Source organism: Streptomyces sp. BI87 (assembly GCF_025957665.1).
In the GTDB taxonomy this organism is placed as follows: Bacteria; Actinomycetota; Actinomycetes; order Streptomycetales; family Streptomycetaceae; genus Streptomyces; species Streptomyces albidoflavus.
In genome coordinates, this window is record NZ_CP110079.1 from 1,283,895 (window position 1) to 1,309,609 (window position 25,715).

A 25,715-nucleotide genomic window follows, 5' to 3' on the forward strand; every position below is an offset into this window, starting at 1 on the left:
AGCGGCTGGTCCTTTCCTTCCTTCTCGCCTACCGGGTTAGCTGACGGGTTCGGAGCAGGAAGGTCTCCTACGGGCCCCTCGTGGGAGGCGCCCGATTCACCCCTGGGACGGTGGGTCCCCGGTTCCCCGGGCTCGCGCCCTGCGGGGATTCGGCGATGACTGCCCGTTCGCCACGGGTGTGGCGGGTGCGTCGGCCGGACAGCCGCAGAGACGTTAATCGGCAGTTCTGTCGCGCTACAAACCGAACGCCGCTTTTGTAGCGCACACCACAGGGCAGACGGGGCGTCACTCCTGCGAAACGGACATGAGCGCAGAGGCGTGGACATGACGGAACCCCGGATACCGCTCAGGGTCTCCGGGGTTCCGTCGCCGGGCCGGACCGGTGCCGGCCCGGCCCTGCTGACGCCGCGTCAGCCGGTGACCACGCTGACCTCGCCGATGCCGAGCGCGCGCACCGGCTCGGCGATCCGGGAGGCGTCGCCGACCAGGACGGTGACCAGCCGGTCGGCCGGGAAGGCACTGACCACGGCGGCGGTCGCCTCGGTGGCGCCGGTCTCGGCCATCATGCGGTACAGCCGCGCCTGGAAGTCGTCCGGCAGGTGCTGCTCGACCTGGTCGGCGAGGGTGGAGGCGACGGCGGCGGCCGTCTCGTACTTGAGCGGTGCCACGCCGACGAGGTTCTGGACGGCGGTGTCCAGCTCGGCGTCGGTCAGCCCCTCGGCGGCGAGGGTGCGCAGCACCTTCCAGAGGTCGTCGAGGGCCGGGCCGGTGGACTCGGTGTCGACGGAGCCGCTGATGGCGAGCATCGCCGCGCCGGTCCCCTCGGGGGTGGAGCGGAGCACCTGGGCGAAGGCCCGCACGCCGTAGGTGTACCCCTTCTCCTCGCGCAGGACGCGGTCCAGACGGGAGGTCAGGGTGCCGCCGAGGCTGTACGTGCCGAGGACCTGGGCGGGCCAGACCCGGTCGTGCCGGTCGGGGCCGACGCGGCCGATGAGCAGCTGGGTCTGGACGGCGCCGGGACGGTCGACGATGACGACGCGGCCGGTGTCGTCGGCGGTGACCGGCGGCACCGGGTTGGGCTTGCCGGCGTCGCCCTGCCAGGCGCCGAGGCTGCCGGCGAGCAGGGCTGCGAGGTCGGTGCCCTCCAGGTCGCCGACGATGACGGCGGTGGCGGTGGCCGGGCGGACGTGCCGCTCGTAGAAGGCGCGGACGGCGGCCGCGTCGATCCGCTCGACGGTCTCCTCGGTGCCCTGGCGGGGCCGGGAGACGCGCGCGTCGGCCGGGAAGAGCTGACGGGACAGCTCCTTGGCGGCGCGGCGGGCCGGGTTGGCCTGCTCGTGCGGGATCTCGTCGAGGCGGTTGCGGACCAGCCGCTCGATCTCGGCCTCGGCGAAGGCGGGGGCGCGCAGCGCGTCGGCGAGCAGCCCGAGCGCCTTCTCCAGCCGGGAGACCGGGACCTCCAGGGAGAGCCGGACGCCGGGGTGGTCGGCGAAGGCGTCGAGGGTGGCGCCGCAACGCTCCAGCTCGGCGGCGAACTCCTCGGCGCTGTCCCGGTCGGTGCCCTCGCTGAAGGCCCGGGCCATGATCGTGGCCAGGCCGTCGAGGCCCTCGGGCTCGGTGTCGAGCGGGCTGTCGAGCAGCACCTCGACGGCGACGACCTGCTGGCCGGGGCGGTGGCAGGTCAGCACCGTCAGGCCGTTGTCCAGCGTGGTGCGCTCGGGGGCGGGGAAGGCCCACGGGCGGGGCGCTCCCCCGGCCGGCTGCGGGTGGAGATCCATGGCGGGGGTGATGACGTCACTCACTGGCTGCGGCCTCCTCGCCGGTCGGGGTGTCGGTCTGGTCGGCGGGGTCGGCTTCCTCGGCGGTGAGCGGCTCGTAGACGAGGACCGCGCGGTTGTCGGGGCGCAGGCGCTCGGCGGCGGCCTGGCGGACCTCGTCTGCGGTGACGTCCAGGACGCGGCCGACGGCGCTCAGGGCGAGCTGGGGGTCACCGAAGAGGACGGCGTACCGGCAGAGTTCGTCGGCGCGGCCGGCCACCGTGCCGAGCCGGTCCAGCCATTCGCGCTCCAGCTGGGCCTGGGCGCGCTCCATCTCCTCGGCGGTCGGGCCCTCGGCGGCGAAGCGGGCCAGCTCCTCGTCGACGGCGGTCTCGATGGCGGGGATCTCGACGTCCCCCGAGGCCTTGACGTCCAGCCAGCCGAGCGAGGGCGCACCGGCGAGGCGCAGCAGGCCGAAGCCGGCGGCGACGGCCGAACGGTCGCGGCGGACCAGGCGGTTGTAGAGCCGGGAGGACTCGCCGCCGCCGAGGACGGTGAGCGCCACGTCGGCGGCGTCGGCGGCGCGGGTGCCGTCCTCGGGGAGGCGGTAGGCGGCCATCAGGGCGCGCGCGGGCACCTCCTCGCGGACCACCTCGCGCAGCTCGCTGCCGATGGTGTCGGGCAGCGAGCCGTCGCGCGGCGGGCGCTTGCCCTCGTGGCCGGGGATGGAGCCGAAGTACTTCTCGATCCAGGCGAGCGTCTGCTCGGGGTCGATGTCGCCGACGACGGAGAGCACGGCGTTGTTCGGCGCGTAGTACGTGCGGAAGAACTCCCGGGCGTCCTCCAGCGTCGCCGCGTCGAGGTCGGCCATCGAACCGATCGGCGTGTGGTGGTAGGGGTGGCCCTCCGGGTAGGCGAGGGCGGTGAGCTTCTCGAAGGCGGTGCCGTAGGGCACGTTGTCGTAGCGCTGGCGGCGTTCGTTCTTGACGACGTCGCGCTGGTTCTCCATCGACTCCTCGTCCAGGGCCGTCAGGAGGGTGCCCATGCGGTCGGCCTCCAGCCAGAGGGCGAGCTCCAGCTGGTGGGCGGGCATGGTCTCGAAGTAGTTGGTCCGCTCGAAGCTGGTGGTGCCGTTGAGCGAGCCGCCGGCGCCCTGGACCAGTTCGAAGTGGCCGTTCCCCTTCACCTGGGCGGAACCCTGGAACATCAGGTGCTCGAAGAGGTGGGCGAGGCCGGTGCGGCCCTTCACCTCGTGGCGCGAGCCGACGTCGTACCAGAGGCAGACCGCGGCGACCGGGGTCAGGTGGTCCTCGGAGAGCACCACGCGCAAGCCGTTGGCCAGGCGGTGCTCGGTCGCTGTCAGGCCGCCGGAGGCGGCCCGCGCTGTGGCCGTGTCACCCATGGGCAGGTACGTCCCTTCGCTCGCGAATTCTGGAGAAGTCCTCTCCGCCTGTCACTCTATGCAACCGTGCCGACAGGGGGCGAAGTTCCCGCCGGACGGCACACGAAGGACGGGGTGCGGTCGGGGTTGTCCGCGGCGCGGTCCACAATGGTCGGCGTCATGTCCCGACCTTGTTGGTGAAGGAGCCGCAGCAGCGATGGCCCGCCGCAGCACGAAGACCCCGCCACCGGACGACTTCGAGGAGCGCATCCTCGACATCGACGTTGTCGACGAGATGCAGGGCTCCTTCCTGGAGTACGCCTACTCGGTGATCTACTCGCGTGCCCTTCCGGACGCGCGGGACGGCATGAAGCCGGTGCACCGGCGGATCGTCTACCAGATGAACGAGATGGGGCTGCGCCGCGACCGCGGCTATGTGAAGTGCGCCCGGGTGGTCGGCGAGGTGATGGGCAAGCTCCACCCGCACGGCGACGCCTCGATCTACGACGCGCTGGTGCGCATGGCGCAGCCGTTCTCCATGCGGCTGCCGCTCGTCGACGGCCACGGCAACTTCGGTTCGCTGGGCAACGACGACCCGCCGGCCGCGATGCGGTACACCGAGTGCCGGATGGCCGACGCCACCTCCCTGATGACCGAGTCGATCGACGAGAACACCGTCGACTTCTCGCCCAACTACGACGGCCAGGAGCAGGAGCCGGTGGCGCTCCCCGCCGCCTTCCCGAACCTGCTGGTCAACGGCGCCTCCGGGATCGCGGTCGGCATGGCCACCAACATGCCCCCGCACAACCTCGGCGAGGTCGTCGCGGCCGCCCGCCACCTCATCAAGCACCCGGGCGCCGACCTGGAGACCCTGATGCGGTTCGTGCCCGGTCCCGACCTGCCGACGGGCGGGCGGATCGTCGGGCTCGGCGGGGTGCGGGACGCGTACGCCACCGGGCGCGGCACGTTCAAGATCCGTGCGACGGTCGCGGTGGAGAACGTCACCGCGCGCCGCAAGGGGCTGGTCGTCACCGAGCTGCCGTTCAGCGTCGGCCCGGAGAAGGTCATCTCCAAGATCAAGGACCTGGTCGGCGCGAAGAAGCTCCAGGGCATCGCCGACGTCAAGGACCTCACCGACCGCGAGCACGGCCTGCGGCTGGTCATCGAGATCAAGAACGGTTTCGTGCCCGAGGCGGTGCTGGAGCAGCTCTACAAGCTGACGCCGATGGAGGAGTCCTTCGGCATCAACAACGTCGCCCTGGTCGACGGCCAGCCGCTCACGCTCGGCCTCAAGGAGCTGCTGGAGGTCTACCTGGACCACCGGTTCACCGTGGTCCGCCGCCGCAGCGAGTTCCGGCGCGGCAAGAAGCGCGACCGGCTGCACCTGGTCGAGGGCCTGCTGGTGGCGCTCGTCGACATCGACGAGGTCATCCGGATCATCCGGGACAGCGAGAACAGCGCGGAGGCCCGCGAGCGCCTCATGGAGCGGTTCTCGCTGAGCGACATCCAGACGCAGTACATCCTGGACACCCCGCTGCGCCGCCTCACCCGCTTCGACCGGATCGAGCTGGAGTCCGAGCGCGACCGGCTCACCGCCGAGATCGAGGAGCTGTCGCGCATCCTCGACTCCGACGCCGAGCTGCGCAAGCTGGTCTCCTCGGAGCTGGCGGCGGTCGCGAAGAAGTACGGCACGGACCGGCGTACGGTGCTGCTGGAGTCCTCCGGCGCGGCGGCCGCGGTGCCGCTCCAGGTGGAGGACACGCCCTGCCGGGTGCTGCTCTCCTCGACGGGGCTGCTGGCCAGGACCGCCGACGCCACCCCGCTGGCCGAGGCGCCGAAGCGGGTCAAGCACGACCTCATCGTCTCGGCGGTGGCGGCGACGGCGCGCGGCGAGGTCGGCGCGGTCACCTCGGCCGGGCGGCTGCTGCGGCTCCAGGTGATCGACCTGCCGCAGCTGCCGGGGACGGACACGGCGCCGAGCCTGTCGGGCGGGGCGCCGGTGGCGGAGTTCCTCACCCTGGAGGCGGACGAGCGGCTGGTCTGCCTGACCACGCTGGACGAGTCCTCGCCGGGGCTGGCGCTCGGCACGGCGCAGGGCGTGGTGAAGCGCGTGGTGCCCGACTACCCCTCGCACAAGGAGGAGTTGGAGGTCATCACGCTCAGGGACGGGGACCGGATCGTCGGCGCGACGGAGCTGCGCACCGGCGAGGAGGACCTGGTCTTCATCACCGACGAGGCGCATCTGCTGCGCTTCCCCGCCTCGGTGGTCCGCCCGCAGGGCCGGCCGGCCGGCGGCATGGCGGGGGTGAAGCTGAGCGAGGGGGCCCGGGTGGTGTCGTTCACCGCGGTCGACCCGGCGGTGGACGCGGTGGTGTTCACGGTGGCCGGCTCGCGCGGAACGCTGGACGACTCGGTGCAGACCACGGCGAAGGTGACCCCCTTCGACCAGTACCCGCGCAAGGGCCGGGCCACCGGCGGGGTGCGCTGTCAGCGGTTCCTGAAGGGCGAGGACTGCCTGAGCTTCGCCTGGGCGGGCCCGGCGCCGGCCCACGCGGCCCAGCGCGACGGCTCCCCCGCCCCGCTGCCGGAGCTGGACCCGCGCCGCGACGGCTCGGGCCTGTCGCTGCCCAAACCGGTCGCGGCGGCGGCCGGTCCGGTCGGTTGACGCCCGCTTCCCGGGGCCGTAGGCCCTGACAGAGCCGCCCCGGCGCGTGACGCGCCGGGGCGGTGGGCTTTGCGGGTGGCGTCAGGCCACGGGCTGTTCCGTCCCCGGCGCCGCGGCGCGCAGCGCGTCCGGGTCGTCCGGGTCGGCGGTGTCCTCCTCGGCGCGGACGAAGCGCAGCACGCTCCACAGGTGCCGCTCCTCGGCCTCCCGCGCCTCGTCGCGGCAGCCCTCCAGCTGCGCGGTGAGCGCGTCGGGGTCGATGCCCGCACCGATCAGGACGAGCTGGGTGCGGCGTTCCTCGCCGGGCTCCCAGGGGCGCGGGGCGAACCGCAGGAAGCGGCCGACGGCGTGCAGGGTGTAGACGTGGCCGGGGTCGAGCGGGCCGAAGTCGACGAACCCCTTGATGCGGTAGAGCCCTTCGGGCCGGGCGTCGAGGAGGTCCATGAGCCGGCGCGGGTGGAGCGGGGTGCCGGTGGTGAACGAGGCGCTGTCGTAGGCGGCGTGCAGGTGCCCGGCGTGGTCGTCGTGGTCGTCACAGCCGCTTTCGGGCTCGTCCTCCTCACGGGCGTCGTCGAAGGAGAGCTGGCCGTAGCGTTCGGTCTGCGGGCGGCGGTCGAAGAGGAGTTCCGGGTCGATGCGGCCGTAGGTGGCGGGGGTGACGGCGCCGTCCCCGGCGCGGGCGCGGACGACGGCGAGCAGTTTTGCCAGTTCGGCGGGGGCGACACGGTCGGTCTTGTTGAGGACGACGAGGTCGGCGGCGGCGAGGTGCCGGTCGAGCTCGGGGTGGCGTTGGCGGGTCGCCTCGTACTCGGCGGCGTCGACCACCTCGACGAGGCCGCCGTAGCGGATGTGCGGGTTCTCGCTGGCGAGGATCATGCGGACCAGTTCGACCGGTTCGGCCAGGCCGCTGGCCTCGATGACGATGACGTCGAGTCCGGCCTCGGGGCGGGTGAGCCGCTCCAGGTAGGTGTCGAGTTCGGCGACGTCGACGGCGCAGCAGAGGCAGCCGTTGCCCAGGGAGACGGTGGAGCCGACCTGGCCGGCGACGGTCATGGCGTCGATCTCGATGGCGCCGAAGTCGTTGACGACGGCGCCGATCCGGGTGCCCCGGCTGCGCCAGAGCAGCTGGTTGAGGAGCGTGGTCTTGCCCGAGCCGAGGAAGCCGGCGAGGACGACGACCGGGATCTGCTGCCTGCCCACCGAGGGGTCCTTTCCACCGTGCCGCTGCGCCCGCCCGCTCCGGACGGGCGTCCCAGGATACGGCGGGTACGGTCCGGGCCCGGCGCCCCCACAGGCCACCGGGCCCGGCCGGTCAGGCGGCCGCCGGCTCGCGCAGCCAGACGGCGGTGTCGGAGAGGAGCGCCCCGTCGGCGCCGAGCGGTCCGCTGGCCAGCAGCAGCTCGGTGCCCTCCGGCACGGGTACGGGGTCGGTGCCCAGGTTGACCAGGCAGAGGACCCCGCCGGGGCGGCGGAAGGCCAGGACCTCCTCGGGGCTCTCCAGCCATTCCAGGGGGCCGTCGCCGAGGCCGGGGGTGGCGCGCCGCAGGGCGAGGGCGGTGCGGTAGAGGGTGAGCATGGAGGCGGGGTCGCCGTCCTGGAGGTCGGCGGCGTGGGCAGCCCAGCCGGGGGGCTGCGGCAGCCAGGGCGCGCCGGTGGAGAACCCGGCGTGCGGGGCGTCGGCGGTCCAGGGCAGCGGGACCCGGCAGCCGTCGCGGCCGGGGTCGACGCCGCCGGAGCGGGCGTGCATCGGGTCCTCGATGTGCTCGCGCGGGATCTCGGCCTCGGGCAGGCCCAGTTCCTCGCCCTGGTAGAGGTACGTGGCGCCGGGCAGGGCGAGGGAGAGCAGGGCCGCGGCGCGGGCGCGGCGGGTGCCGAGGGCGGCGTCGGTGGGGGTGCCGAACCGTTTGGCGGCGAAGTCGAAGCCGGTCTCGGCGCGGCCGTAGCGGGTGACGGTGCGGGTGATGTCGTGGTTGCAGAGCACCCAGGTGGCGGGGGCGCCGACGGGGGCGTGTTCGGCGAGGGTGTCGCGGATGGCGGCGCGCAGCCGCTCCGGCTCCCAGGGGCAGCTGAGGAAGGCGAAGTTGAAGGCGGTGTGGAGTTCGCCGGGCCGCAGGTAGCGGGCGAACCGTTCGCTGTCCGGGAGCCAGACCTCCCCGACGAAGACGGCCCCGTACCGGTCGGCGACGGCCCGCCAGGAGCGGTAGACGTCGTGCAGCTCGTCCCGGTCCAGGTAGGGGTGCGGGTCCTGGCCCGGGGTGAAGTCGGGCAGGGCCGGGTTCTTGGCGGGCAGGGCGGCGGAGTCGATGCGGACGCCGGCGACGCCCCGCTCGAACCAGAAGCGCAGGATCTCCTCGTGCTCGGTGCGGACGGCCGGGTGGGCCCAGTTGAGGTCGGGCTGTTCGGGGGCGAAGAGGTGCAGGTACCACTCGCCGTCGGGGAGCCGGGTCCAGGCGGGGCCGCCGAACTCGGACTGCCAGTCGTTGGGAGCGAGTTCACCGTGCTCCCCGCGGCCGGGGCGGAAGTGGAAGAGTTCCCGGGAGGGGCCGCCCGGGCCTTCGGCGAGGGCGGCCCGGAACCACTGGTGGGCCTCGGAGACGTGGTTGGGCACGATGTCGACGATGGTGCGGATGCCGTGCCCGGCGGCCTCCGCGATGAGCTTCTCGGCCTCGGCGAGTGTGCCGAAGGAGGGGTGGATGGACCGGTAGTCGGCGACGTCGTAGCCGCCGTCGGCCATCGGGGAGGCGTACCAGGGGTTGAACCAGAGGGCGTCGACGCCGAGTTGGGCGAGGTAGGGCAGCTTGGCGCGGACACCGGCGAGGTCTCCGGTGCCGTCGCCGTCGGCGTCGGCGAAACTGCGTACGTACACCTGGTAGATGACGGCCGAGCGCCACCAGTCCGAGTCCGGCACGGGGGTTCCTTTCGTGCGTGGGGGGCCGGGCAGGGTTCAGCCCTTGAGGCCGCCGGCGGTGAGCCCGCTCATGATGTTGCGCTGGAAGATCAGGAAGAGGATCAGCGTGGGCAGCGAGGCCATGGCGAGAGCGGCGAGCAGCCAGTTCTCGGGGACGCCGCTGGCCAGGGAGTAGATGCCGACGTTGAGGGTCTGCTTGCCGGGGTCGGGCAGGGTCAGCATCGGCCAGAGGAAGTCCTTCCAGACGCCGACCACGGCGAAGATGGAGACCACGCCGAGGATGGGCCGCGAGATCGGCAGCACCACCGAGCGCAGGGCCCGCATCGGGCTCGCGCCGTCGATGGCGGCGGCGTCGAGGAGTTCGCGGGGGATGGAGTCGAAGAAGCGCTTCAGCAGGAAGATGTTGAAGGCGTTGGTGACCGAGGGCAGCCAGATCACCCACGGCGTGTTGAGCAGGTTGCGTTCGAAGACGGGCAGGTCGAGCACGGTCAGGTACTGCGGCACGACCAGGACGGTCGCCGGGATCATCAGGGTGGCGAGCATCGCCCCGAGGATCGCCTTGCCGAGGACGGGCCGCAGCTTGGAGAGCGAGTAGGCGGCGGCGACGTCCAGGACGAGCTGGAAGGCGAGGGCGCCGAACGCGTAGTAGAGGGTGTTGAGGAGGAGCTGGGAGACCTCCATCACCTGCCAGGCCTCGCCGTAGTTGCCGGGGTGGACGGCGTCGGGGACGAGGGTCGGCGGGATGCGCGCGAACTCCTCGGTGTCCTTGAGTCCGCTGGTCACCATCCAGTACAGGGGCCCGATGAAGACGAGCGTGAAGACGGCCACGACCAGGAACAGCACGGTCCAGTAGAGGAGGCGGCCGCGCGGGCGCGAGAGCCGGGCCGGGGAGATCAGGGTGCGGGTCGTCATGGTGGCTGCCCTACTCCTGTTCGGCACGGTTGAGGCGGACGTACGCCGCCGAGAAGCCGGCCAGCACGACCAGCAGGACGAGGCCGAGGGCGGCCGCGGCGCCGTAGTTGCTGAAGTTGAACGCGTACTGGTAGATGAGGTGGACGACGGTGGTGGTGGAGCCCTCGGGGCCTGCGCCGCCGGTGAGCAGGAACGGCTCGGTGAAGACCTGCATGGTGGCGATGATCTGCATGAGGAAGAGCAGCGAGAGGATCAGCCGGGTCTGCGGGACGGTGACGTGCCAGATCTTCCGCAGCAGGCCCGCCCCGTCCAGTTCGGCGGCCTCGTACAGCTCGCCGGGGATGGTCTGGAGGGCGGCCAGGTAGATCAGGCAGGCGCCGCCCATGTTCATCCAGGTGGAGGCGATGACCAGGGAGAGCATCGCGGTGTCGGAGGACTGGAGCCACTGCTGGGCGGGGAGGCCGAACAGCTCCAGGAGCCGGTTGAAGAGGCCGTGGCCCGGGTCGTAGAAGTACTTGAAGAGCAGCACCGAGGCGACCGGCGGGAGCATCACCGGCAGGTAGACCAGCAACCGCAGGTAGCCGCGGGCGTGCCGGAACTCGTTGAGGACCAGGGCGACGACGAAGGGGACGACGAAGCCGAGGAGCAGCGCGAGGAGGGTGAACAGGGCGGTGTTGCGCCAGGCGAGGGCGAAGTCCGGGTCGTTGAAGACGTAGACGAAGTTGGACCAGCCGGCCCAGGAGACGACGCCGTTCTCGGTCTTCTGGAAGGCGAGGATCACCTCGCGGACCATCGGGTACCAGGAGAAGAACCCGAAACACAGGACGGCGCCGATGAGGAAGGCGTGCGCGGTGAGGTTGCGGCGCACCGCCCGGACGAAGGCGCCTTGGCGGGGCTCCCTCGCCCCGAGTGCGCCGTGCTCGGAGGCGGCCGGGCGCCGGGTGAGTGTGGGGGCGGACATCGCTACTGGTTCGCCAGGACCTGGTTGACCTGCTGCTCGGCGGTGTCGAGGAGCTTGTCGATGTCGGCGTTCTTGTTGGTGAGGATGGTCGACATCACCGTGTCGAGGACCTTGTAGACCTCCTGCGCCTTCGGCGGTTCGGCCTTGCCGTCGACCGGGTTGTCGGTGAAGGCCCGGAAGTTCTCGACCGGCATGGTGGCGTGGTCGGCGCGCTCCTTGTCGTCCTTCTCCTTGGCGGCGCCGGTGAAGAAGGCGGGCTGCGGCAGGCCGACCGGCAGGCCGTCAGCCTTGGTGCGGGACCACTCGAACTGGCCCTTGCCGGGGCTGAGCGTCTTGAGGTCGAGCCAGGCGACGGCCGCCTTGATCTTGTCGGAGGAGATGCCCTTCTTGATCATGTAGCTGTTGCCGCCGAAGAGGGTGGCGTTCTGCCCGGGCATCGGGCCCATGCCGAAGTTGGCGTAGTCGGCGCCGAGTTGCTGCACCATGTAGGTGATGTCGTCGGGGGCGGCGAGGAACATGCCGAGCTTGTCGGTGGCCATCTGCTTCTGGAGGTCGCCCCACTTGAGCAGCTGGGTCTTGCCCATGCTGTCGTCCTTCCACCGCATGTCGTACAGGTTCTGCGCGACCCGCTTGCCGGTGGCGTCGTTGAAGGCGGCCTTGCCGTCGGGGCCGACGATGTCGCCGCCCTCGCCGTAGACGGTGGCGGTGTAGTGCCAGCCTCCGGTGTTGCCCGCGCTGTACTCGCCGAAGCCGGCTGTGCCCTTGCCGAGGCCCGCGATCTTGTCGGCGGCCTCGCGGACCTCCGCCCAGGTGCTGGGCGGGGTGTCGGGGTCGAGGCCGGCCTTCTCGAAGAGGCCGCGGTTGATGAGCAGGCCCATGCGGTAGTTGCTGGTGGGCAGGGCGTAGAGCTTGTCGTCCTTCTTCAGCACCTTCATGACGTCGGGGTCGATGTCGGCGAGGGCGGGGACCGTCCTCTCCGTGACGTAGGCGCTGATGTCGGCGGCGCCGTCGTTGTCGAGGACCTGGTCGAGGTCGGTGAAGTAGGCGTAGAAGACGTCCGGCTGCGACTTGGCCTTCAGCATCGCGGTGAACCGCGGCGGCTCCAGGCACTGGCCGGGGGTGGAACGGCCGTCGATGGTGATGTTCGGGTACGTCTTGTTGAACGTGGCGACGTCCTCCTTCCACTGCTTGAGCTCCGCCTTCTTGGCGGCGGGCGGCATGCAGTCGATGGTGAGCGTCAGCTTGGCCCTCGGGTCCAGCGGGGTGGCGGCGTCGGCCGTGGAGCCGGGCGCGGGGTCCTGGTCACCGCTGCTGCTGGTGCCGCAGGCGGCGAGCGAGAGCAGGGTGAGGGCGGAGACGAACGTGACCGCGGTCCGTCTGCGGCGCGGCGTGCTGAACCCGGAACTTCTCATCGGTGACCCCTTTAGGGCAGGAGCGTGGAAGCCCACAGCTGCCTCGCTGTGCGGCGGCGCTCACTCAACCACCGCACCTCGCCCTTCGCAAGATGTCACGCAGATTCCGCAATTACCTGACAGTTTCACGAGGCGTTGCGGCACATCCGGTACGCACCCTTCCGGCCACGCCCGGACGCGCCGCCCGCCGCCGCCTCAGCCCGCCGCCGCACCGCCCCGGGGCGCCTGCGCGGTCGAGCCGCGGACCACCAGCTCGGGCTCGAAGAGCAGCTCCTCGCCCGGCACGGCCCTGCCGCCGATCTGCACGGTGAGCAGTTCCACGGCAGCCCGGCCCATCGCCTCGATGGGCTGGCGGACCGTGGTGAGCGGTGGCTCGGTGCAGTTCATGAAGGCCGAGTCGTCGTACCCGACCACCGAGACGTCCTCCGGCACCGTCAGGCCGCGCCGGCGCACCGCCCGGACCGCGCCGAGGGCCAGCGGGTCGCTGGCGCAGACGATGCCGGTGATCCCCCGCTCCAGCAGCCGGGTGGCCGCCGCCTGGCCGCCCTCCAGCGAGAACATCGCCCGGACCACGTCCGCGTCGTCCAGCTCCGCGCCGAGCGCCTGGGCGGAGGCGCGGGCGGCGGCCAGCTTCCGCCGGGAGGGCATGTGGTCCTCGGGGCCCAGCACCAGGCCGATCCGGTCGTGGCCCAGCGAGGCGAGGTGGCGCCAGGCCTGCTCGACGGCGACGGTGTCGTCACAGGAGACGGTGGGGAAGCCCAGTTCCCCTATGGCGGCGTTGATCAGGACCACCGGGATGTTCCGGTCGGCCAGCTGCCGGTAGTGGTCGTGCGGGGCGGCGGCCTGGGCGTAGAGGCCGCCGGCGAAGACCACGCCGGAGACCTGCTGCTGGAGCAGGAGCGACACGTAGTCGGCCTCCGAGACGCCGCCCTTGGTCTGGGTGCAGAGCACCGGGGTGAGCCCCTGCTGCGCGAGGGCGCCCCCGACCACTTCCGCGAAGGCCGGGAAGATGGGATTCTGCAGTTCGGGGAGGACCAGCCCCACCAGCCGGGCCCGTTCGCCGCGCAGCTGGGTCGGCCGCTCGTAGCCGAGCACGTCCAGCGCGCTCAGCACGGCCTGCCGCGTGGAGTCGGACACCCCCGGTTTGCCATTGAGGACCCGGCTGACCGTGGCCTCGCTGACACCGACCTTCTGAGCCACCTGTGCAAGTCGTCGCGTCATGCGCGCAAGATTAGCGCAAACGATGAAAGCGGGTTGCGTCCGGCCGCCCTCCCCCGCCCGGACCGCCGCTCCGGCCCCCGGGCACCGCCCGGGTTAGGGTCACCTCTGTGAGTACGTGTGCACGAGCCGCCCTCGACCTGCGGGAACCGCTCGCCGGAACCGCCGCCACCGCCCGCACCTGGCTCCTGATCGAGCAGCCCGGCCCGTGGGGCGCCCGCGCCCTCACCGCCAGCCGCCTCGACACCGCGCTCGGCGCCGCCCTGGAGGCCGCCGCCGATTCCACCGGTGTGCGGGTCGCCCTGATCCGCCGCCCCGGCAGGCGGCCCGCCGGACCGGGCGGCACCCGCGTCCTCGCCGCCCACACCCTCCCCGGCCACGCCTGGACCCGCACCGCCCTCCTCGCCGACCCCGAGGCGCTGCGCGCCCTGGACCTGACCGCGCTCGGCGCCGGGGACCCGGCCTCCTTCGAGGCGCTGGGCGGCGTGGCGTACGACGGGCCGCCGCTGGCCCTGGTGTGCACCAACGGCAAGCGGGACACCTGCTGCGCGGTGCTGGGCCGCCCGCTCGCCGAGGAACTGGCACTCACCGCGCCCGAGTCCGTCTGGGAGATCACCCACCTCGGCGGCCACCGCTTCTCCCCCACCCTGCTGGTCCTGCCGCACGGCTACGCCTACGGCCGCTCCTCGGCGCCCGAGGTCAAGGAGATCCTGCGGGCCACCGCCGCCGGTGAGGTCGTGGTGACAGGCGCCCGGGGCCGCTCCTGCTGGGACCGGCCCGGCCAGGCCGCCGAACTGGCCCTGCGGGAACGGCTCTCCGGCGCCGGGCCCGACGACCTCTCGGTCACCGGCACCGAGGGCGCGGCGCCCCGCTGGAAGGTGGCGCTGACCCACCGCGACGGGCGCCGGTGGCGGGTCACCGTCGCCGAGGGCGCCTCGCACCCACCGCGCCCCGAGTCGTGCGGCGGGACTCCGGCGGCGCCCCGGCGGATGGACGTCGTGGCGGTGCGGCAGCTCTGAGCGGCCGGCCCGTCCCGCTCAGACCGCGCCCGCGCCGGTGAGGGAGCGCACCTCGGTCTCCGCGTGCCGGTCCTCGTCGGGCTCCTCGCGTGAGGTGACGGTGCCGAGCCAGCCGAAGGCGAAGCCGAGCGGGACGGAGACCAGGCCCGGGTTCTCCAGCGGGAAGAGCTGGAAGTCGAGGCCGGGCAGGAGGGAGGCGGGGCTGCCGGAGACCACCGGGGAGAGCAGCACCAGCACCACCGCCGGGACCAGCCCGCCGTAGACCGACCAGACGGCGCCGCGGGTGGTGAAGGAGCGCCAGAAGAGCGTGTAGAGCAGCACCGGCAGGTTGGCGGAGGCGGCCACCGCGAAGGCGAGGCCGACCAGAAAGGCCACGTTCAGGTCGCGGGCGAGCAGGCTCAGCCCGATCGCCAGCACCCCGACCCCGGCGGCCGCCAGCCGCGCCACCGCGACCTCGCCGAAGCGGCGGGCGCCCTCGCGGCGCAGCGTGGCGTGGAGGTCGTGGGCGACCGAGGCCGAGGAGGCGAGGGTGATCCCGGCGACGACGGCGAGGATGGTGGCGAAGGCGACGGCGGCGACCACCGCGAACAGCACGGTTCCGCCGGTGGAGCCCGCGCCGCCGCCGAGGTCGAGGGCGAGCAGCGGTACGGCCGTGTTGCCCGAGGCGTGGGAGGAGCGGACCGTGTCGGAGCCGAGCAGGGCGGCCGCGCCGAACCCGAGCACGATCGTCATCAGGTAGAAGCCGCCGATGAGCCCGATCGCCCAGACCGTGGAGCGGCGGGCGGCGCGGGCGGTCGGCACGGTGTAGAAGCGGGAGAGGATGTGCGGCAGCCCGGCCGTGCCGAGGACCAGGGCGAGGCCGAGGCTGATGAAGTCGAGCCGGGCCGTCCAGTCGCCGCCGTACCTCAGGCCGGGGGCGAGGAAGTCCGGGCCCTGGCCGCTGCGCGCGGCGGCGGTGGTGAGCAGCTGCCCGAAGTCGCCGGAGAAGCGGAGCAGCACCAGCACGGTGAGGGTGATCGTGCCGCCCATCAGCAGCACCGACTTGACGATCTGAATCCAGGTGGTGGCGCGCATCCCGCCCAGCGACACGTAGACCACCATCAGCGCTCCCACGCCGACCACCGTCCAGGTCTGCGCCGCGCGGCTCTCCCCGCCGAGCAGCAGGGAGACCAGGGTGCCCGCGCCGACCATCTGCGCGACCAGGTAGAGGGCCGAGACGGTGAGGGACGAGGTGCCCGCCGCGATCCGGACCGGTCGTTCGCGCATCCGGGCGGCGAGCACGTCGGCGAGGGTGAACCGGCCGCAGTTGCGGACCAGTTCGGCGACGAGGAAGAGCACCACGAGCCAGGCGACGAGAAAGCCGACGGCGTACAGCACCCCGTCGTAGCCGTAGAGCGCGATGAGGCCGGAGACGCCGAGGAAGGAGGCGGCGGACATGTAGTCCCCGGCGATGGCGAAACCGTTCTCCATCGGGGAGAAGAGCCGGCCGCCGGCGTAGAACTCCTCGGTGGTGCCGCGCCGGCGCCGTCCCGCCCAGGCGGTGATGGCGAGGGTGAGCGCCACGAAGAGGCTGAACAGCACCAGGGCGAGGGTCTGGTGGTCGCCGCTCATCCCCGCGCCCCCCGGGTCAGCTGCTGGGTCTCCCACCGCAGATCGAGCGCGAGCCGGTCCCGCCGCAGCCGGGCGTGGCGGACGTACGCCCAGGTCAGCACGGCGGTACTGGCGAACTGGCCGAGCCCCGCCAGCAGCGCGACGTTGACCGGCCCGAGCACCGGACGGGCCATCAGCGCGGGGGCGGTGGTGGCGGCGACCAGGTAGGCGAGGTACCAGGTGAGGAAGAGCGCGCAGGCCGGGACGACGAAACGGCGGTACCGCCGGCGCACCTCCTGGAAGGCGGCGCCGGCCCGCACCTCCCGGTAGATCTCGGCCGCGCTCGCCCCCTCGTTCCCGCCGCCCGGGGCGACCGCCTGCGGGGGCACCTCCACGGGCTCCGGGCGGGCCCCCGTCCCCGCCGGCGCCCCCCATCCGCTCGCCGACACGTCGTACCAGGGATCGTCGGGCCGGACCGCCCCGCCGCGCCCGTCGTACTTCTCCACCGCACTCTCCTTCTCCGCGGCCGAGGTGACCGCGTGCCAAGAATGGGACGGCCGGGAAGATCGATGCGCCGAGTGGGGAGGCTTTCATTCGATCAGGTGATGGACAGGCGGGTTTGGGGTGCCGACGGGGCGGGCGGAGTGGCGGCGAGCGGGGCGGATTCGGCCCGGGAGCAGGGCAGTTGGGCGAGGGGCGGGGCACTCGTCGGTGAATGTCCCCGATGTTTCGGCCCGTGCCTCATCCCTCTGCCGAGACCGCCCCCGCCAGCGCCTCGGGCAGCGGCTCGGCGTGCAGGACGTGGAGGCGGGACACGGCGCGGGTGAGGACCACGTACAGGCGGTGGAGGCCGCGGGGTTCGGCGCGGACGATCTCGGCCGGTTCGACGACGATCACGTGGTCGTACTCCAGCCCCTTGGCGGCGGAGGCGGGCAGCACGGTGACCCGGCCCTGAGTGCCGCCGGGGCGGGCGAGGGTGTGTCCGGCGGCGGTGAGGAGCTCGCGGAGGCGGGCGGCGGCCGGGGCGGCGGCGATCACGCCGATCGAGCCGGGCCGGCGCAGGGCGGCGGTCACGGCGGCGAGGACCGAGGTGACCGGAGTGGCGACCCGCTCGACGCGCACCTCGCCGCCGCCGCGCGGGGAGCGGACCGGCTCCAGGTCCACGCCCAGCTCCGGCAGCAGCCGGTTGGCGAGCTCCGCGACCGCCGCCGGCAGCCGGAACCCCTCGGTCAGGCGGGTCACCACGGCCTCCTCCCGTCCGAGGTGCGCGAGGAGCCCGGGCCAGTCGGCCGCCGCCCACGGGGTGGTGCCCTGGGCCAGGTCGCCGAGGACGGTCAGGGAGCCGTGGGCGGCCCGGCGGGCGACGGCCCGGCACTGCATCGGGGACAGGTCCTGCGCCTCGTCGACCACGATGTGCCGGTACCCGGCCGGGCGCTCGATCAGCCCGGCCACCTCGTCGAGCAGCACCAGATCCGCGCCGGACCAGCGGGCCCCGCGCGCCTGCCGGGGCGCCCCCGCCCGGACCAGCACGGCCTGCTCCGCCTGCGACAGAACACCCCGGGCCGCCTCGGCGAGGAGCGCGGGACCGCTCAGCAGCTCCGCCAGCACCTCCTCGGGGGTGACCCGCGGCCACACCTCGCGCAGCGCCGCCGCCACCGTCCGGCTCCGGGCGATCCGCCGGGTCCAGCCGTCGGTACGCGGCCCGGACCCCCGTTCCGCCTCGGCCCGGACCAGCGCCGCGACCCGCTCCGCGACCCGCTCGCGCCCCACGTCGTACAACGGCTCCCCGGCCCTGACCCCGGCCGCGATCCGCGCGATCGGCTCGGCGCCGACCCGCAGGCGGCGGACTCCGTCGGGGACGACCAGGGGCGTCGCGCGTTCGGGCCGCACCCTCGCCCACAGGGCGCGCCTCAGCACCTCCGCCATGCGGGGATCGTGCTTGACGGCGGTGGTGCGCCGGCCGTCCTCGGCGGTGACGGGGTGCCGGGCGATCTCCTCCTCGACGGTGGTCTGGCGTACGCCGGTCTCGCCGAGGGAGGGCAGCACCTCGGCGATGTGGTCGAGGAAGCCCCGGTCGGGGCCGAGGACCAGCAGGGAGCCGCCGCGGCGCCCGTCCCCGTAGAGCAGGTAGGCGGCGCGGTGCAGGCCCACGGCGGTCTTGCCGGTGCCGGGCGCGCCCTGGACGCAGAGGGAGACGGCGGGAGCGGCGCGGATCAGGGCGTCCTGCCCGGGCTGGATGGTGGCGGCGATGTCGCGCATGGGGCCGGTCCGGGGGCGCTCGATCTCCTCCGCGACGATCCGGCCGCCGCCGGCCTGCCCGGCGTCCAGCCGCTCGTCCTCGAGCGCGGTCAGGTCGGCGGAGTCGCCGAGGCTGCCCGCGGCCCACCCGAACCGGCGGCGGACCGCGAGCCCGAGCGGGTCACCGGGTCCGGCCTGGTAGAAGGCGCGGCAGACCGGGGCACGCCAGTCGACGACCAGCGGGGGCTCGGTGGGCTCGCCGCTGATCCGGGTGCGCCCCACGTGGTACGCCTGCCCGGCGTGGCCGCCCGCCGCCCCGGCCTCCGGGGCGAACTCCATGCGCCCGAAGAACAGCGGCCCTGCCGGCATCTCCCGCAGCTCCTTGGCCCTGCTGCGCAGGCCGTGGCCGAGGACTTCGGCGTCGGCGCCGGAGGCGGAGACGTCCTCGCCGGTCCGTACCTGGCGGTCGGCGCCGTCCACCATGGCGGCGAGGGCCGCCCGGCACCGGTCGTGATAGGTCCGCTCCTGCTGGAGCACGTCATGGATCGCGTCGTCGGGTGGTGGCATGCAGCCCAGCGTATTGCAACTCGGTCTCATTTTTAACCGAGTTGCATTTTCGCTCTCGCGCGGCTCTTCACGCCAGTCGCGGCAGCCCCCGGCAGAGCTGGTCGAACGCGACCCCGGCCACCCGCGCGGCCTCCTCCGCCAGGTCGTCGGCGCGTCCGCCCGCGGCGATCAGCCGCCAGTTCTCCTGGGCCAGCACCCGGCGCACGGCCACGATCTGCCCGGCGGCCAGCCGCTCCCCGACGCCCGCCCCGGTCTCGCCACCGGAGTCGGCCGGCGCGAGCGCCTCGGCGAGGGCCGCCTCGTCCCGTTCCTGGTGCGTGTGGAGCCGGGCCACCAGCGAAGGGGTGCCGTACAGCAGGGCATGGAAGGCGAGGACGCCGGGCTCGTCGTTGAGGCCGGTCACCGGATCGCGGCGGTCCAGCCCGGCGAGGAAGTGCCCCCGCAGCGCCGCCAGCGGCGAGCACCCCGGCGGGCGCCCCGCGACGACCGCGCCCGCCTCCCCCTCGTGGTCGGCGAGCCGGTGCAGGACCAGGTCCTCCTTGGCGGGGAAGTACCGGAAGAGGGTCGGCTTGGAGACCCCGGCGGCGGCGGCCACGTCGGCCACGGTCACCCGCTCGAACCCGTGCTCCAGGAAGAGCCCCACCGCCGTCTCCGAAAGCCGCCGGTAGGTCTCGGCCTTCTTGCGCTCCCGCAGCCCGCCCATGTCACTCATGGACAGCGAGCCTACGCAGGGTCGCTCCCCGGCGGCGCCGGGCGACCGCGCACGCCCCGCGCACGCCCCAGACCCGTTACGGGCCACCGCACGCCCCTGAAAAACGCGGAAGGACGCCGCACCGCGTGCGAGCGGTACGGCGTCCCGTCCGGGCCCCGGGAAGAACCCCGCGGCTCAGGCGTCGATGCGCGATCGGTCCAGGGTCGCGGCGGAGCTGGTGATGAACTCCTTGCGTGGCGCGACCTCGTTCCCCATCAGGAGGTCGAAGACGTGCTCGGAGGAGTCCAGGTCCGCGATGTTGATCCGGCGCAGGGTGCGGTGGCGCGGGTCCATGGTGGTCTCCGCCAGCTGGTCGGCGTCCATCTCGCCGAGGCCCTTGTAGCGCTGGATGGAGTCCTTGTAGCGGATGTTCTTCCGCTGGAACTCCATGAGGGTGTCGCGCAGCTCCCGGTCCGAGTAGGTGTACACGTACTTGTCCTGGCCCCGCTTCGGCTGCACCAGCTCGATGCGGTGGAGCGGCGGGACGGCGGCGAAGACCCGGCCCGACTCGACCATCGGGCGCATGTACCGCTGGAAGAGGGTCAGCAGCAGGCAGCGGATGTGGGCACCGTCCACGTCGGCGTCGACCAGCAGGATGATCTTGCCGTAGCGGGCCGCGTCCAGGTCGAAGGTGCGGCCCGACCCTGCTCCTATCACCTGGATGATGGCGCCGCACTCGGCGTTCTTCAGCATGTCCGTGACGGAGGACTTCTGAACGTTGAGGATCTTGCCGCGGATGGGCAGGAGCGCCTGGAACTCGCTGTTCCGGGCGAGCTTGGCGGTGCCGAGGGCGGAGTCGCCCTCGACGATGAAGAGCTCGCTGCGCTCCACGTCGTCGCTGCGGCAGTCGGCCAGCTTGGCCGGCAGCGAGGAGGACTCCAGGGCGGTCTTGCGGCGCTGGGCGTCCTTGTGCTGGCGGGCGGCGATCCGCGTCCTGGCGGCCGCGACCGCCTTCTCCATGACCGCCCTGGCCTGCGCCTTCGCGTCCCGCTTGGTGGAGGTCAGGAACGCCTTGAGCTCCTTGGCGACCACCTGGGAGACGATCCGGTTGGCCGCCGAGGTGCCCAGCACCTCCTTGGTCTGCCCCTCGAACTGCGGCTCGGCCAGCCGGACGGTGACCACCGCCGTGAGCCCCTCCAGGGCGTCGTCCTTGACGATGTCGTCCTCGGCGACGCGCAGCAGCTTGGCCGAGCGGAGCACCTCGTTCATGGTGCGGGTGAGGGAGCGCTCGAAGCCCGTGACATGGGTGCCGCCCTTGGGGGTGGCGATGATGTTGACGAACGAGCGGATCTTGGTGTCGTAGCCGGTTCCCCAGCGCAGCGCGATGTCCACGCCCAGCTCACGGGTGACCTCGGTCGGCGTCATCTGGCCGAAGTCGTCGAGGACGGGGACGGTCTCCTTGAAGGTGCCCTTGCCGCTGAGGCGCAGCACGTCGCACAGGGCGCGGTCGTCGGCCAGGTACTCGCAGAACTCGCTGATCCCGCCGTCGAAGCGGAAGGATTCCTCGCCCTTCGAGCCGCCGTCACCGAGGCCGTACTCGTCCCGGACGACCAGGGTCAGTCCCGGCACCAGGAAGGCGGTCTGGCGGGCCCGCTGGTGGAGCGTGGCGAGGTCCAGCTTGGCGTCCTTGAGGAAGATCTGCCGGTCCGCCCAGTACCGCACACGGGTGCCGGTACGGGCCTTGGCGACCTTCTTGACCTTGCGCAGGCCGCTGGCCGCCTCGAAGGGGGCGTCCACGCCGGTCTTGGCGAAGGCGCCCGGGACGCCGCGGCGGAAGCTGATGGCGTGGGTGGCGCCGCCACGGTCGACCTCGATGTCCAGGCGGGCCGAGAGGGCGTTCACCACGGAGGCGCCGACGCCGTGCAGGCCGCCGGAGGCGGCGTACGAGCCGCCGCCGAACTTGCCGCCCGCGTGGAGCTTGGTCAGCACCACCTCGACGCCGGAGAGGCCGGTCTTCGGCTCGACGTCGACGGGGATGCCGCGGCCGTTGTCGCGGACCTCGACCGAGCCGTCGTCGTGGAGGATGACCTCGATGTGGTCGCAGTAGCCGCCGAGGGCCTCGTCGACGGAGTTGTCGATGATCTCCCAGAGGCAGTGCATGAGGCCGCGGCTGTCGGTGGACCCGATGTACATGCCCGGTCGCTTGCGGACCGCTTCGAGCCCTTCCAGGACGAGCAGGTGCCGAGCGGTGTAATTGGAACCGTCCTGGTCTGCTCCTGCCAGCAAAGCGGTGGACGGCACGGACGTCTCGGCGGTCACGCGGGTTCGCTCCTCGCTGAATTCTGATGGTGGTCCACGGGATCGGGGACCTGGGCAACGGTCGCCGCTCAGAGGGTACCGAGGCCAGGTAGAGCCGATGTAACGCCACCCTCGGCTCAAACCCACCCTAGTCCAGAGCCGCACAGGCGTTCGATCCATCGATGGGGTGAAACAGATGTCACGTTCCCTTCCGGGCATGAACCATTTAGGCTCCGGGCACGTCCTCTTCAACACCCCGGCAAGCCAGCCGGTGAGGACCGGACCCGATGACGTGACAGCGTCAACCACCCACACGGCACATTCGCCGCCAAACCGGCAGCACCCGGCCTCCCCGGAAGATCTTTTCGAGGAAATGCCGCGAGCGGGAACGTTTTCGGCCTGGTTGGATGTTGACCCTGGTACGACAGCTCGTCGAGCTAGAGAAGAGGCGACGTGACTACTGTTCTGACCCCCGCGACCCCCCTGACGGCCGCTGACCGCTGTGACCGCTGCGGCGCCCAGGCCTACCTGCGCGTCGTGCTGATGAGCGGTGGTGAACTGCTCTTCTGCGCCCACCACGGCCGCAAGTTCGAGCCGGAACTCAAGAAGATCGCCGCTGAGATACAGGATGAGTCCGAGCGGCTGACGGCGACCCCGGCCACGGCCGAGGACGAGCGCTGACGCTTCGCACCCATCCCGACGAGCCGGCACCGGTCCTTCAACCGGAGTACGGGCCTCCTTCCCGCCCCAGCGGCGGGAAGGAGGCCCGTTCCGGTTTCCGGGGGTCTCTGGAGCCCCCTGTGCGGCGCCGGACGACTCGCCCGCCAGGGTTGGCCGAAGCCGGCCTTGCGGGCGGCCACGACGGCCCTCCAGCGCCTTCCAGACGCCCTCCAGACGCTCCCGAGCGCCTACGGAGCGACCGCTGAGACCCGGGTGTAGACGCCCGGGCTGCTGGCCCGCCCGCAGCCACTGCCCCAGGAGACCAGGCCGATCAGCTTGCCGCCCGCCACCAGCGGGCCGCCGCTGTCCCCCTGGCAGGCGTCCCGGCCGCCGCGCGCGTCACCGGCGCAGAGCATGGTCTCCGCCTCGTACCGGCCGACCGAGCTGCCCGGGTACGCACGGCGGCAGGTGGCGTCCTCCAGCACCGTCACCCCGACGGACCTGAGCCTGGAGGAGTACGTTCCGTTACCGGTCGTGTCGCCCCAGCCGAAGACGGTGGCCTTCCTGCCCGGCTTCTCCTCGGCACTCCCCGGCCGGGCGACGGGCAGCACCGCCGAGGCGGGCAGGGGCTCGGCGAGGGTCAGCGTGGCGAGGTCGCCCGCGTTGGTGCCCGGGTCGTACCCCGGGTTGACCCGGACGCCGCTGACGGCGGTCTCCCGGCCCTTGGCCGTGGAGCGCAGGTCGTCGCGGCCGGAGATCACCCGCAGGTCGGGGACGCGCGAGAGGGCGACCCCGAGCACCTCCTCGTCCACGCAGTGCGCGGCGGTCAGCACCGTCCGCTCGCCGACGACCACCCCGCCGCAGAACTGGCCCGAGCGCTCGCTGCCGAACCGGTCGCGGCTGCCGAGGGCGACGACCCACGGGTGGTCGTCGACGCTGGCGAGGCTCCCGCCGACCACGACGCTGTCGGCCGCCGCCGGGGCGGGACCGCACAGGGGGGCCGCCAGCACGGCCACGGCCGCGACCAGACCGGCCCGGCCGCTTCGGTTCCATCGACGCCGCATCTTCTCTCCTCACTCAAGGCGTTCCGGTACGCACCCAGAGTGATCCACTGCGGGTCCCCGCGCACGGGCGGCGCCACGGGAGGCCCCTGACGGAGTGCCCGAAACCGCACGCAGGTCCGCCCGCCCTCCGCCCGTACGAGGCGCGAGCCCCCGTACGGCGAAAGGGGCCTTCGGAGTCCACCCGTGCGGGTGGGCTCCGAAGGCCCCTTTCCCGGAGCTTCCCGGAGCGGAGCGGGTCCTAGTCGAGGTAGTCGCGCAGGACCTGCGAGCGGGACGGGTGGCGCAGCTTCGACATGGTCTTCGACTCGATCTGGCGGATGCGCTCACGCGTCACCCCGTAGACCTTGCCGATCTCGTCGAGGGTCTTCGGCTGACCGTCGGTGAGACCGAACCGCATCGAGACCACGCCCGCCTCACGCTCGGAGAGCGTGTCGAGGACGGAGTGCAGCTGCTCCTGGAGGAGCGTGAAGGAGACCGCGTCGGCCGGGACGACCGCCTCGGAGTCCTCGATGAGGTCACCGAACTCGCTGTCTCCGTCCTCGCCGAGCGGGGTGTGCAGGGAGATGGGCTCGCGGCCGTACTTCTGGACCTCGATGACCTTCTCGGGGGTCATGTCGAGTTCCTTGGCCAGCTCCTCCGGGGTGGGCTCGCGGCCCAGGTCCTGGAGCATCTGGCGCTGGACGCGGGCCAGCTTGTTGATGACCTCGACCATGTGCACCGGGATACGGATGGTGCGGGCCTGGTCGGCCATGGCACGGGTGATCGCCTGCCTGATCCACCAGGTGGCGTACGTGGAGAACTTGTAGCCCTTGGTGTAGTCGAACTTCTCGACCGCGCGGATCAGACCGAGGTTGCCCTCCTGGATCAGGTCCAGGAAGAGCATGCCGCGACCGGTGTAGCGCTTGGCCAGCGAGACCACGAGGCGGAGGTTGGCCTCCAGCAGGTGGTTCTTGGCGCGGCGGCCGTCCTCGGCGATGATCTCCAGCTCGCGCTTGAGCTTGGGGGCGATCTTGTCGGCGTTGGCGAGCTTGTCCTCGGCGAAGAGGCCGGCCTCGATGCGCTTGGCGAGTTCGACCTCCTGCTCGGCGTTGAGGAGGGGCACCTTGCCGATCTGCTTGAGGTAGTCCTTGACCGGGTCGGCGGTGGCACCGGCGGCCGCGACCTGCTGGGCGGGCGCGTCGTCCTCGTCGTCGTCGGACAGGACGAAGCCCTGGCTCTCGCCGCCGGTTCCCTCGGGCGCGCCTTCCTCGCCCGGCTTGCCGGTGGTGGGCTTCTCCTCGGCCTCGTCGTCGAGCAGCTCGTCGACGACGTTCTTGGCCGCGGTCTTCTTGGCGGCGGTCTTCTTCGCCGTCGCCTTCTTCGCCGTCTTCTTGGCGGTGGTCTTCTTGGCCGCGGCCTTCTTCACGGGCGCCTCGGACTCGTCGTCCGTGGGCGCGGCCGCGGGGGCGCTCTTCTTCACCGGGGCCGCCTTGGCGGCCACCGTCCTGGTGGTGGCGGTGCGCTTCGCCGGGCTCTTCGCTGCGACGCTCTTCCGGGTGCGCTTGGGCTCCGCCGCACTGACCATCAGCGTCACACCCTCTTCCTCGAGGATCTGATTGAGGCTGCGCAGAACGTTCTTCCACTGAGTGGCCGGGATCTGGTCAGCTTCGAAGGCCCGACGCACGTCGTCGCCGGCGATCTGCCCATCAGCCTTTCCCCGCTCGATCAGCGCCATCACAGACTGGGACTCGGCGATCTCCGGCGGGAGCGTACGGGATGTGCTGGCCGACACGAACAACCTCTCGGAACGTTGAATAACGGCTTCCGGCCCCTGTCCTGGGTGAAGGACGGGAGCCGACGACCCACGGCTGGGATTGGACCGGGGACGTTGCGGGACCGGTGAGGGGGTACAGCGCCACGAACGACGACCGCATTCCCTCCTCGGCTATCACCTCTTAGGTCATCGCGCTGCCCGGTCGAGTGTTACGCCCAATCCACGTGGCCCGAGTCACACCCCTATATCGGTCAAAATTCTCCGAATAGCGACAGAGGGCGACATAAAGATGCCGTGAGGCTCCGGAGGTCCGCGCTCCGGCTCCGGGAGCCCGGAGCACGGTGCTCGGTGCGGCCCGCACGACAAGGAGCGGCCGAGTTCGACCGTACTCCGGCCCGGCCCTGCGGGACCCGGGGCTTCCCATCCTCTACGCGGTTACGCGGATACGCCCTCGGGCGGCAGCGCGGCCCCTGGCGGCGGGCTTGCGCTGGCCGCCAGGGGCCGTGGGCCGGGCGAGAGGGAACGTTTCACCGGGGTCCCCCGCCCCCGGCACGGACCGTCCGAGGCGGGTGGCCGGGCGGCGGCCGCCGCCGGCCTCCCCGCTCGCGGGTTCCGCGGGGT

General features: G+C 72.5%; 18 protein-coding genes and 1 riboswitch. Of the genes, 3 read left to right on the forward strand and 15 right to left on the reverse strand.

Translation table 11 applies throughout. The features are described from left to right. Positions 1 to 11: 11 nt before the first annotated feature. Positions 12 to 165, reverse strand: a riboswitch (cyclic di-AMP (ydaO/yuaA leader). 245 nt (positions 166 to 410) lie between these two features. Both OIM89_RS05480 and OIM89_RS05485 read right to left on the reverse strand, forming a co-directional pair. Next, positions 411 to 1,778, reverse strand: a complete 1,368-nt coding sequence (locus tag OIM89_RS05480) for a M16 family metallopeptidase (RefSeq protein WP_030698198.1) — start codon at positions 1,776 to 1,778, stop codon at positions 411 to 413. Positions 1,779 to 1,794: 16 nt separating this feature from the next. Continuing rightward, positions 1,795 to 3,159: a M16 family metallopeptidase gene (locus tag OIM89_RS05485; RefSeq protein ID WP_047469255.1), complete on the reverse strand. Its 1,365-nt coding sequence runs from the start codon at positions 3,157 to 3,159 to the stop codon at positions 1,795 to 1,797. 196 nt (positions 3,160 to 3,355) lie between these two features. On the opposite strand from OIM89_RS05485, the gene OIM89_RS05490 reads away from it, so the two are divergent. Beyond that, the gene (locus tag OIM89_RS05490) at positions 3,356 to 5,803 is read left to right on the forward strand and encodes a DNA topoisomerase (ATP-hydrolyzing) subunit A (RefSeq protein WP_030698200.1); all 2,448 of its coding nucleotides are present in this window, start codon (positions 3,356 to 3,358) and stop codon (positions 5,801 to 5,803) included. Positions 5,804 to 5,884: 81 nt separating this feature from the next. Here OIM89_RS05490 and OIM89_RS05495 read toward each other — a convergent pair whose 3' ends face one another. From OIM89_RS05495 to OIM89_RS05520, 6 genes are all read right to left on the reverse strand, one after another. Next, positions 5,885 to 7,003 carry a CobW family GTP-binding protein gene (locus OIM89_RS05495; protein ID WP_264491039.1) on the reverse strand — a complete coding sequence of 373 codons (1,119 nt, stop codon included), beginning with the start codon at positions 7,001 to 7,003 and terminating at the stop codon, positions 5,885 to 5,887. 112 nt (positions 7,004 to 7,115) lie between these two features. After that, positions 7,116 to 8,711 carry a glycoside hydrolase family 13 protein gene (locus tag OIM89_RS05500; protein WP_264491040.1) on the reverse strand — a complete coding sequence of 532 codons (1,596 nt, stop codon included), beginning with the start codon at positions 8,709 to 8,711 and terminating at the stop codon, positions 7,116 to 7,118. Between the two features lie 36 nt (positions 8,712 to 8,747). Beyond that, complete coding sequence (locus OIM89_RS05505; protein ID WP_264491041.1) at positions 8,748 to 9,623, reverse strand: carbohydrate ABC transporter permease; 876 nt, start codon at positions 9,621 to 9,623, stop codon at positions 8,748 to 8,750. A gap of 10 nt (positions 9,624 to 9,633) precedes the next feature. Further along, on the reverse strand, positions 9,634 to 10,584 hold the full coding sequence (locus OIM89_RS05510) for a carbohydrate ABC transporter permease (RefSeq protein WP_047469249.1): 951 nt from the start codon (positions 10,582 to 10,584) through the stop codon (positions 9,634 to 9,636). Positions 10,585 to 10,586: 2 nt separating this feature from the next. Next, complete coding sequence (locus tag OIM89_RS05515; RefSeq protein ID WP_047469246.1) at positions 10,587 to 11,996, reverse strand: ABC transporter substrate-binding protein; 1,410 nt, start codon at positions 11,994 to 11,996, stop codon at positions 10,587 to 10,589. Positions 11,997 to 12,191: 195 nt separating this feature from the next. Beyond that, positions 12,192 to 13,217 (reverse strand): LacI family DNA-binding transcriptional regulator, encoded by a 1,026-nt coding sequence (locus OIM89_RS05520; protein ID WP_264491042.1) that lies wholly within the window; start codon positions 13,215 to 13,217, stop codon positions 12,192 to 12,194. Between the two features lie 107 nt (positions 13,218 to 13,324). Between OIM89_RS05520 and OIM89_RS05525 the strand changes: the two genes are divergently transcribed. After that, positions 13,325 to 14,233, forward strand: a complete 909-nt coding sequence (locus tag OIM89_RS05525) for a sucrase ferredoxin (RefSeq protein WP_264491043.1) — start codon at positions 13,325 to 13,327, stop codon at positions 14,231 to 14,233. An 18-nt stretch (positions 14,234 to 14,251) separates the two neighbouring features. Here the strand turns inward: OIM89_RS05525 and OIM89_RS05530 are convergent, their stop codons facing one another. From OIM89_RS05530 to OIM89_RS05550, 5 genes are all read right to left on the reverse strand, one after another. Then, positions 14,252 to 15,844 (reverse strand): cation acetate symporter, encoded by a 1,593-nt coding sequence (locus tag OIM89_RS05530; RefSeq protein ID WP_217466260.1) that lies wholly within the window; start codon positions 15,842 to 15,844, stop codon positions 14,252 to 14,254. Then, complete coding sequence (locus OIM89_RS05535) at positions 15,841 to 16,329, reverse strand: DUF485 domain-containing protein (RefSeq protein WP_047469239.1); 489 nt, start codon at positions 16,327 to 16,329, stop codon at positions 15,841 to 15,843. The genes OIM89_RS05530 and OIM89_RS05535 overlap by 4 nt, the downstream gene beginning before the upstream one ends. Before the next feature lie 235 nt (positions 16,330 to 16,564). Further along, a complete protein-coding gene (locus tag OIM89_RS05540) occupies positions 16,565 to 18,628 on the reverse strand; it encodes a HelD family protein (RefSeq protein ID WP_264491044.1) in 2,064 nt (687 codons plus the stop codon). Positions 18,629 to 18,695: 67 nt separating this feature from the next. Further along, complete coding sequence (locus OIM89_RS05545; protein WP_030698211.1) at positions 18,696 to 19,340, reverse strand: TetR/AcrR family transcriptional regulator; 645 nt, start codon at positions 19,338 to 19,340, stop codon at positions 18,696 to 18,698. 174 nt (positions 19,341 to 19,514) lie between these two features. Continuing rightward, positions 19,515 to 21,638, reverse strand: coding sequence for a DNA gyrase/topoisomerase IV subunit B (locus OIM89_RS05550; protein WP_030698212.1), 2,124 nt, complete (start codon positions 21,636 to 21,638; stop codon positions 19,515 to 19,517). 432 nt (positions 21,639 to 22,070) lie between these two features. Between OIM89_RS05550 and OIM89_RS05555 the strand changes: the two genes are divergently transcribed. Next, positions 22,071 to 22,298: a hypothetical protein gene (locus OIM89_RS05555; RefSeq protein ID WP_003951302.1), complete on the forward strand. Its 228-nt coding sequence runs from the start codon at positions 22,071 to 22,073 to the stop codon at positions 22,296 to 22,298. Between the two features lie 227 nt (positions 22,299 to 22,525). On the opposite strand, the gene OIM89_RS05560 is transcribed toward OIM89_RS05555, so the two are convergent. After that, positions 22,526 to 23,341 carry a S1 family serine peptidase gene (locus OIM89_RS05560; protein ID WP_047469231.1) on the reverse strand — a complete coding sequence of 272 codons (816 nt, stop codon included), beginning with the start codon at positions 23,339 to 23,341 and terminating at the stop codon, positions 22,526 to 22,528. A 238-nt stretch (positions 23,342 to 23,579) separates the two neighbouring features. Next, positions 23,580 to 25,118 carry an RNA polymerase sigma factor gene (locus OIM89_RS05565; RefSeq protein WP_256967971.1) on the reverse strand — a complete coding sequence of 513 codons (1,539 nt, stop codon included), beginning with the start codon at positions 25,116 to 25,118 and terminating at the stop codon, positions 23,580 to 23,582. Positions 25,119 to 25,715 lie beyond the last annotated feature (597 nt).

Bases quoted from the DNA above. Each gene is read 5' to 3' on its own strand.
- OIM89_RS05560 (WP_047469231.1), bottom strand. From the start codon at position 23,341: ATGCGGCGTCGATGGAACCGAAGCGGCCGGGCCGGTCTGGTCGCGGCC.
- OIM89_RS05480 (WP_030698198.1), bottom strand. From the start codon at position 1,778: ATGGATCTCCACCCGCAGCCGGCCGGGGGAGCGCCCCGCCCGTGGGCC.
- OIM89_RS05540 (WP_264491044.1), bottom strand. From the start codon at position 18,628: ATGCCACCACCCGACGACGCGATCCATGACGTGCTCCAGCAGGAGCGG.
- OIM89_RS05490 (WP_030698200.1), top strand. From the start codon at position 3,356: ATGGCCCGCCGCAGCACGAAGACCCCGCCACCGGACGACTTCGAGGAG.
- OIM89_RS05505 (WP_264491041.1), bottom strand. From the start codon at position 9,623: ATGACGACCCGCACCCTGATCTCCCCGGCCCGGCTCTCGCGCCCGCGC.
- OIM89_RS05530 (WP_217466260.1), bottom strand. From the start codon at position 15,844: ATGAGCGGCGACCACCAGACCCTCGCCCTGGTGCTGTTCAGCCTCTTC.
- OIM89_RS05510 (WP_047469249.1), bottom strand. From the start codon at position 10,584: ATGTCCGCCCCCACACTCACCCGGCGCCCGGCCGCCTCCGAGCACGGC.
- OIM89_RS05485 (WP_047469255.1), bottom strand. From the start codon at position 3,159: ATGGGTGACACGGCCACAGCGCGGGCCGCCTCCGGCGGCCTGACAGCG.
- OIM89_RS05545 (WP_030698211.1), bottom strand. From the start codon at position 19,340: ATGAGTGACATGGGCGGGCTGCGGGAGCGCAAGAAGGCCGAGACCTAC.
- OIM89_RS05515 (WP_047469246.1), bottom strand. From the start codon at position 11,996: ATGAGAAGTTCCGGGTTCAGCACGCCGCGCCGCAGACGGACCGCGGTC.
- OIM89_RS05520 (WP_264491042.1), bottom strand. From the start codon at position 13,217: ATGACGCGACGACTTGCACAGGTGGCTCAGAAGGTCGGTGTCAGCGAG.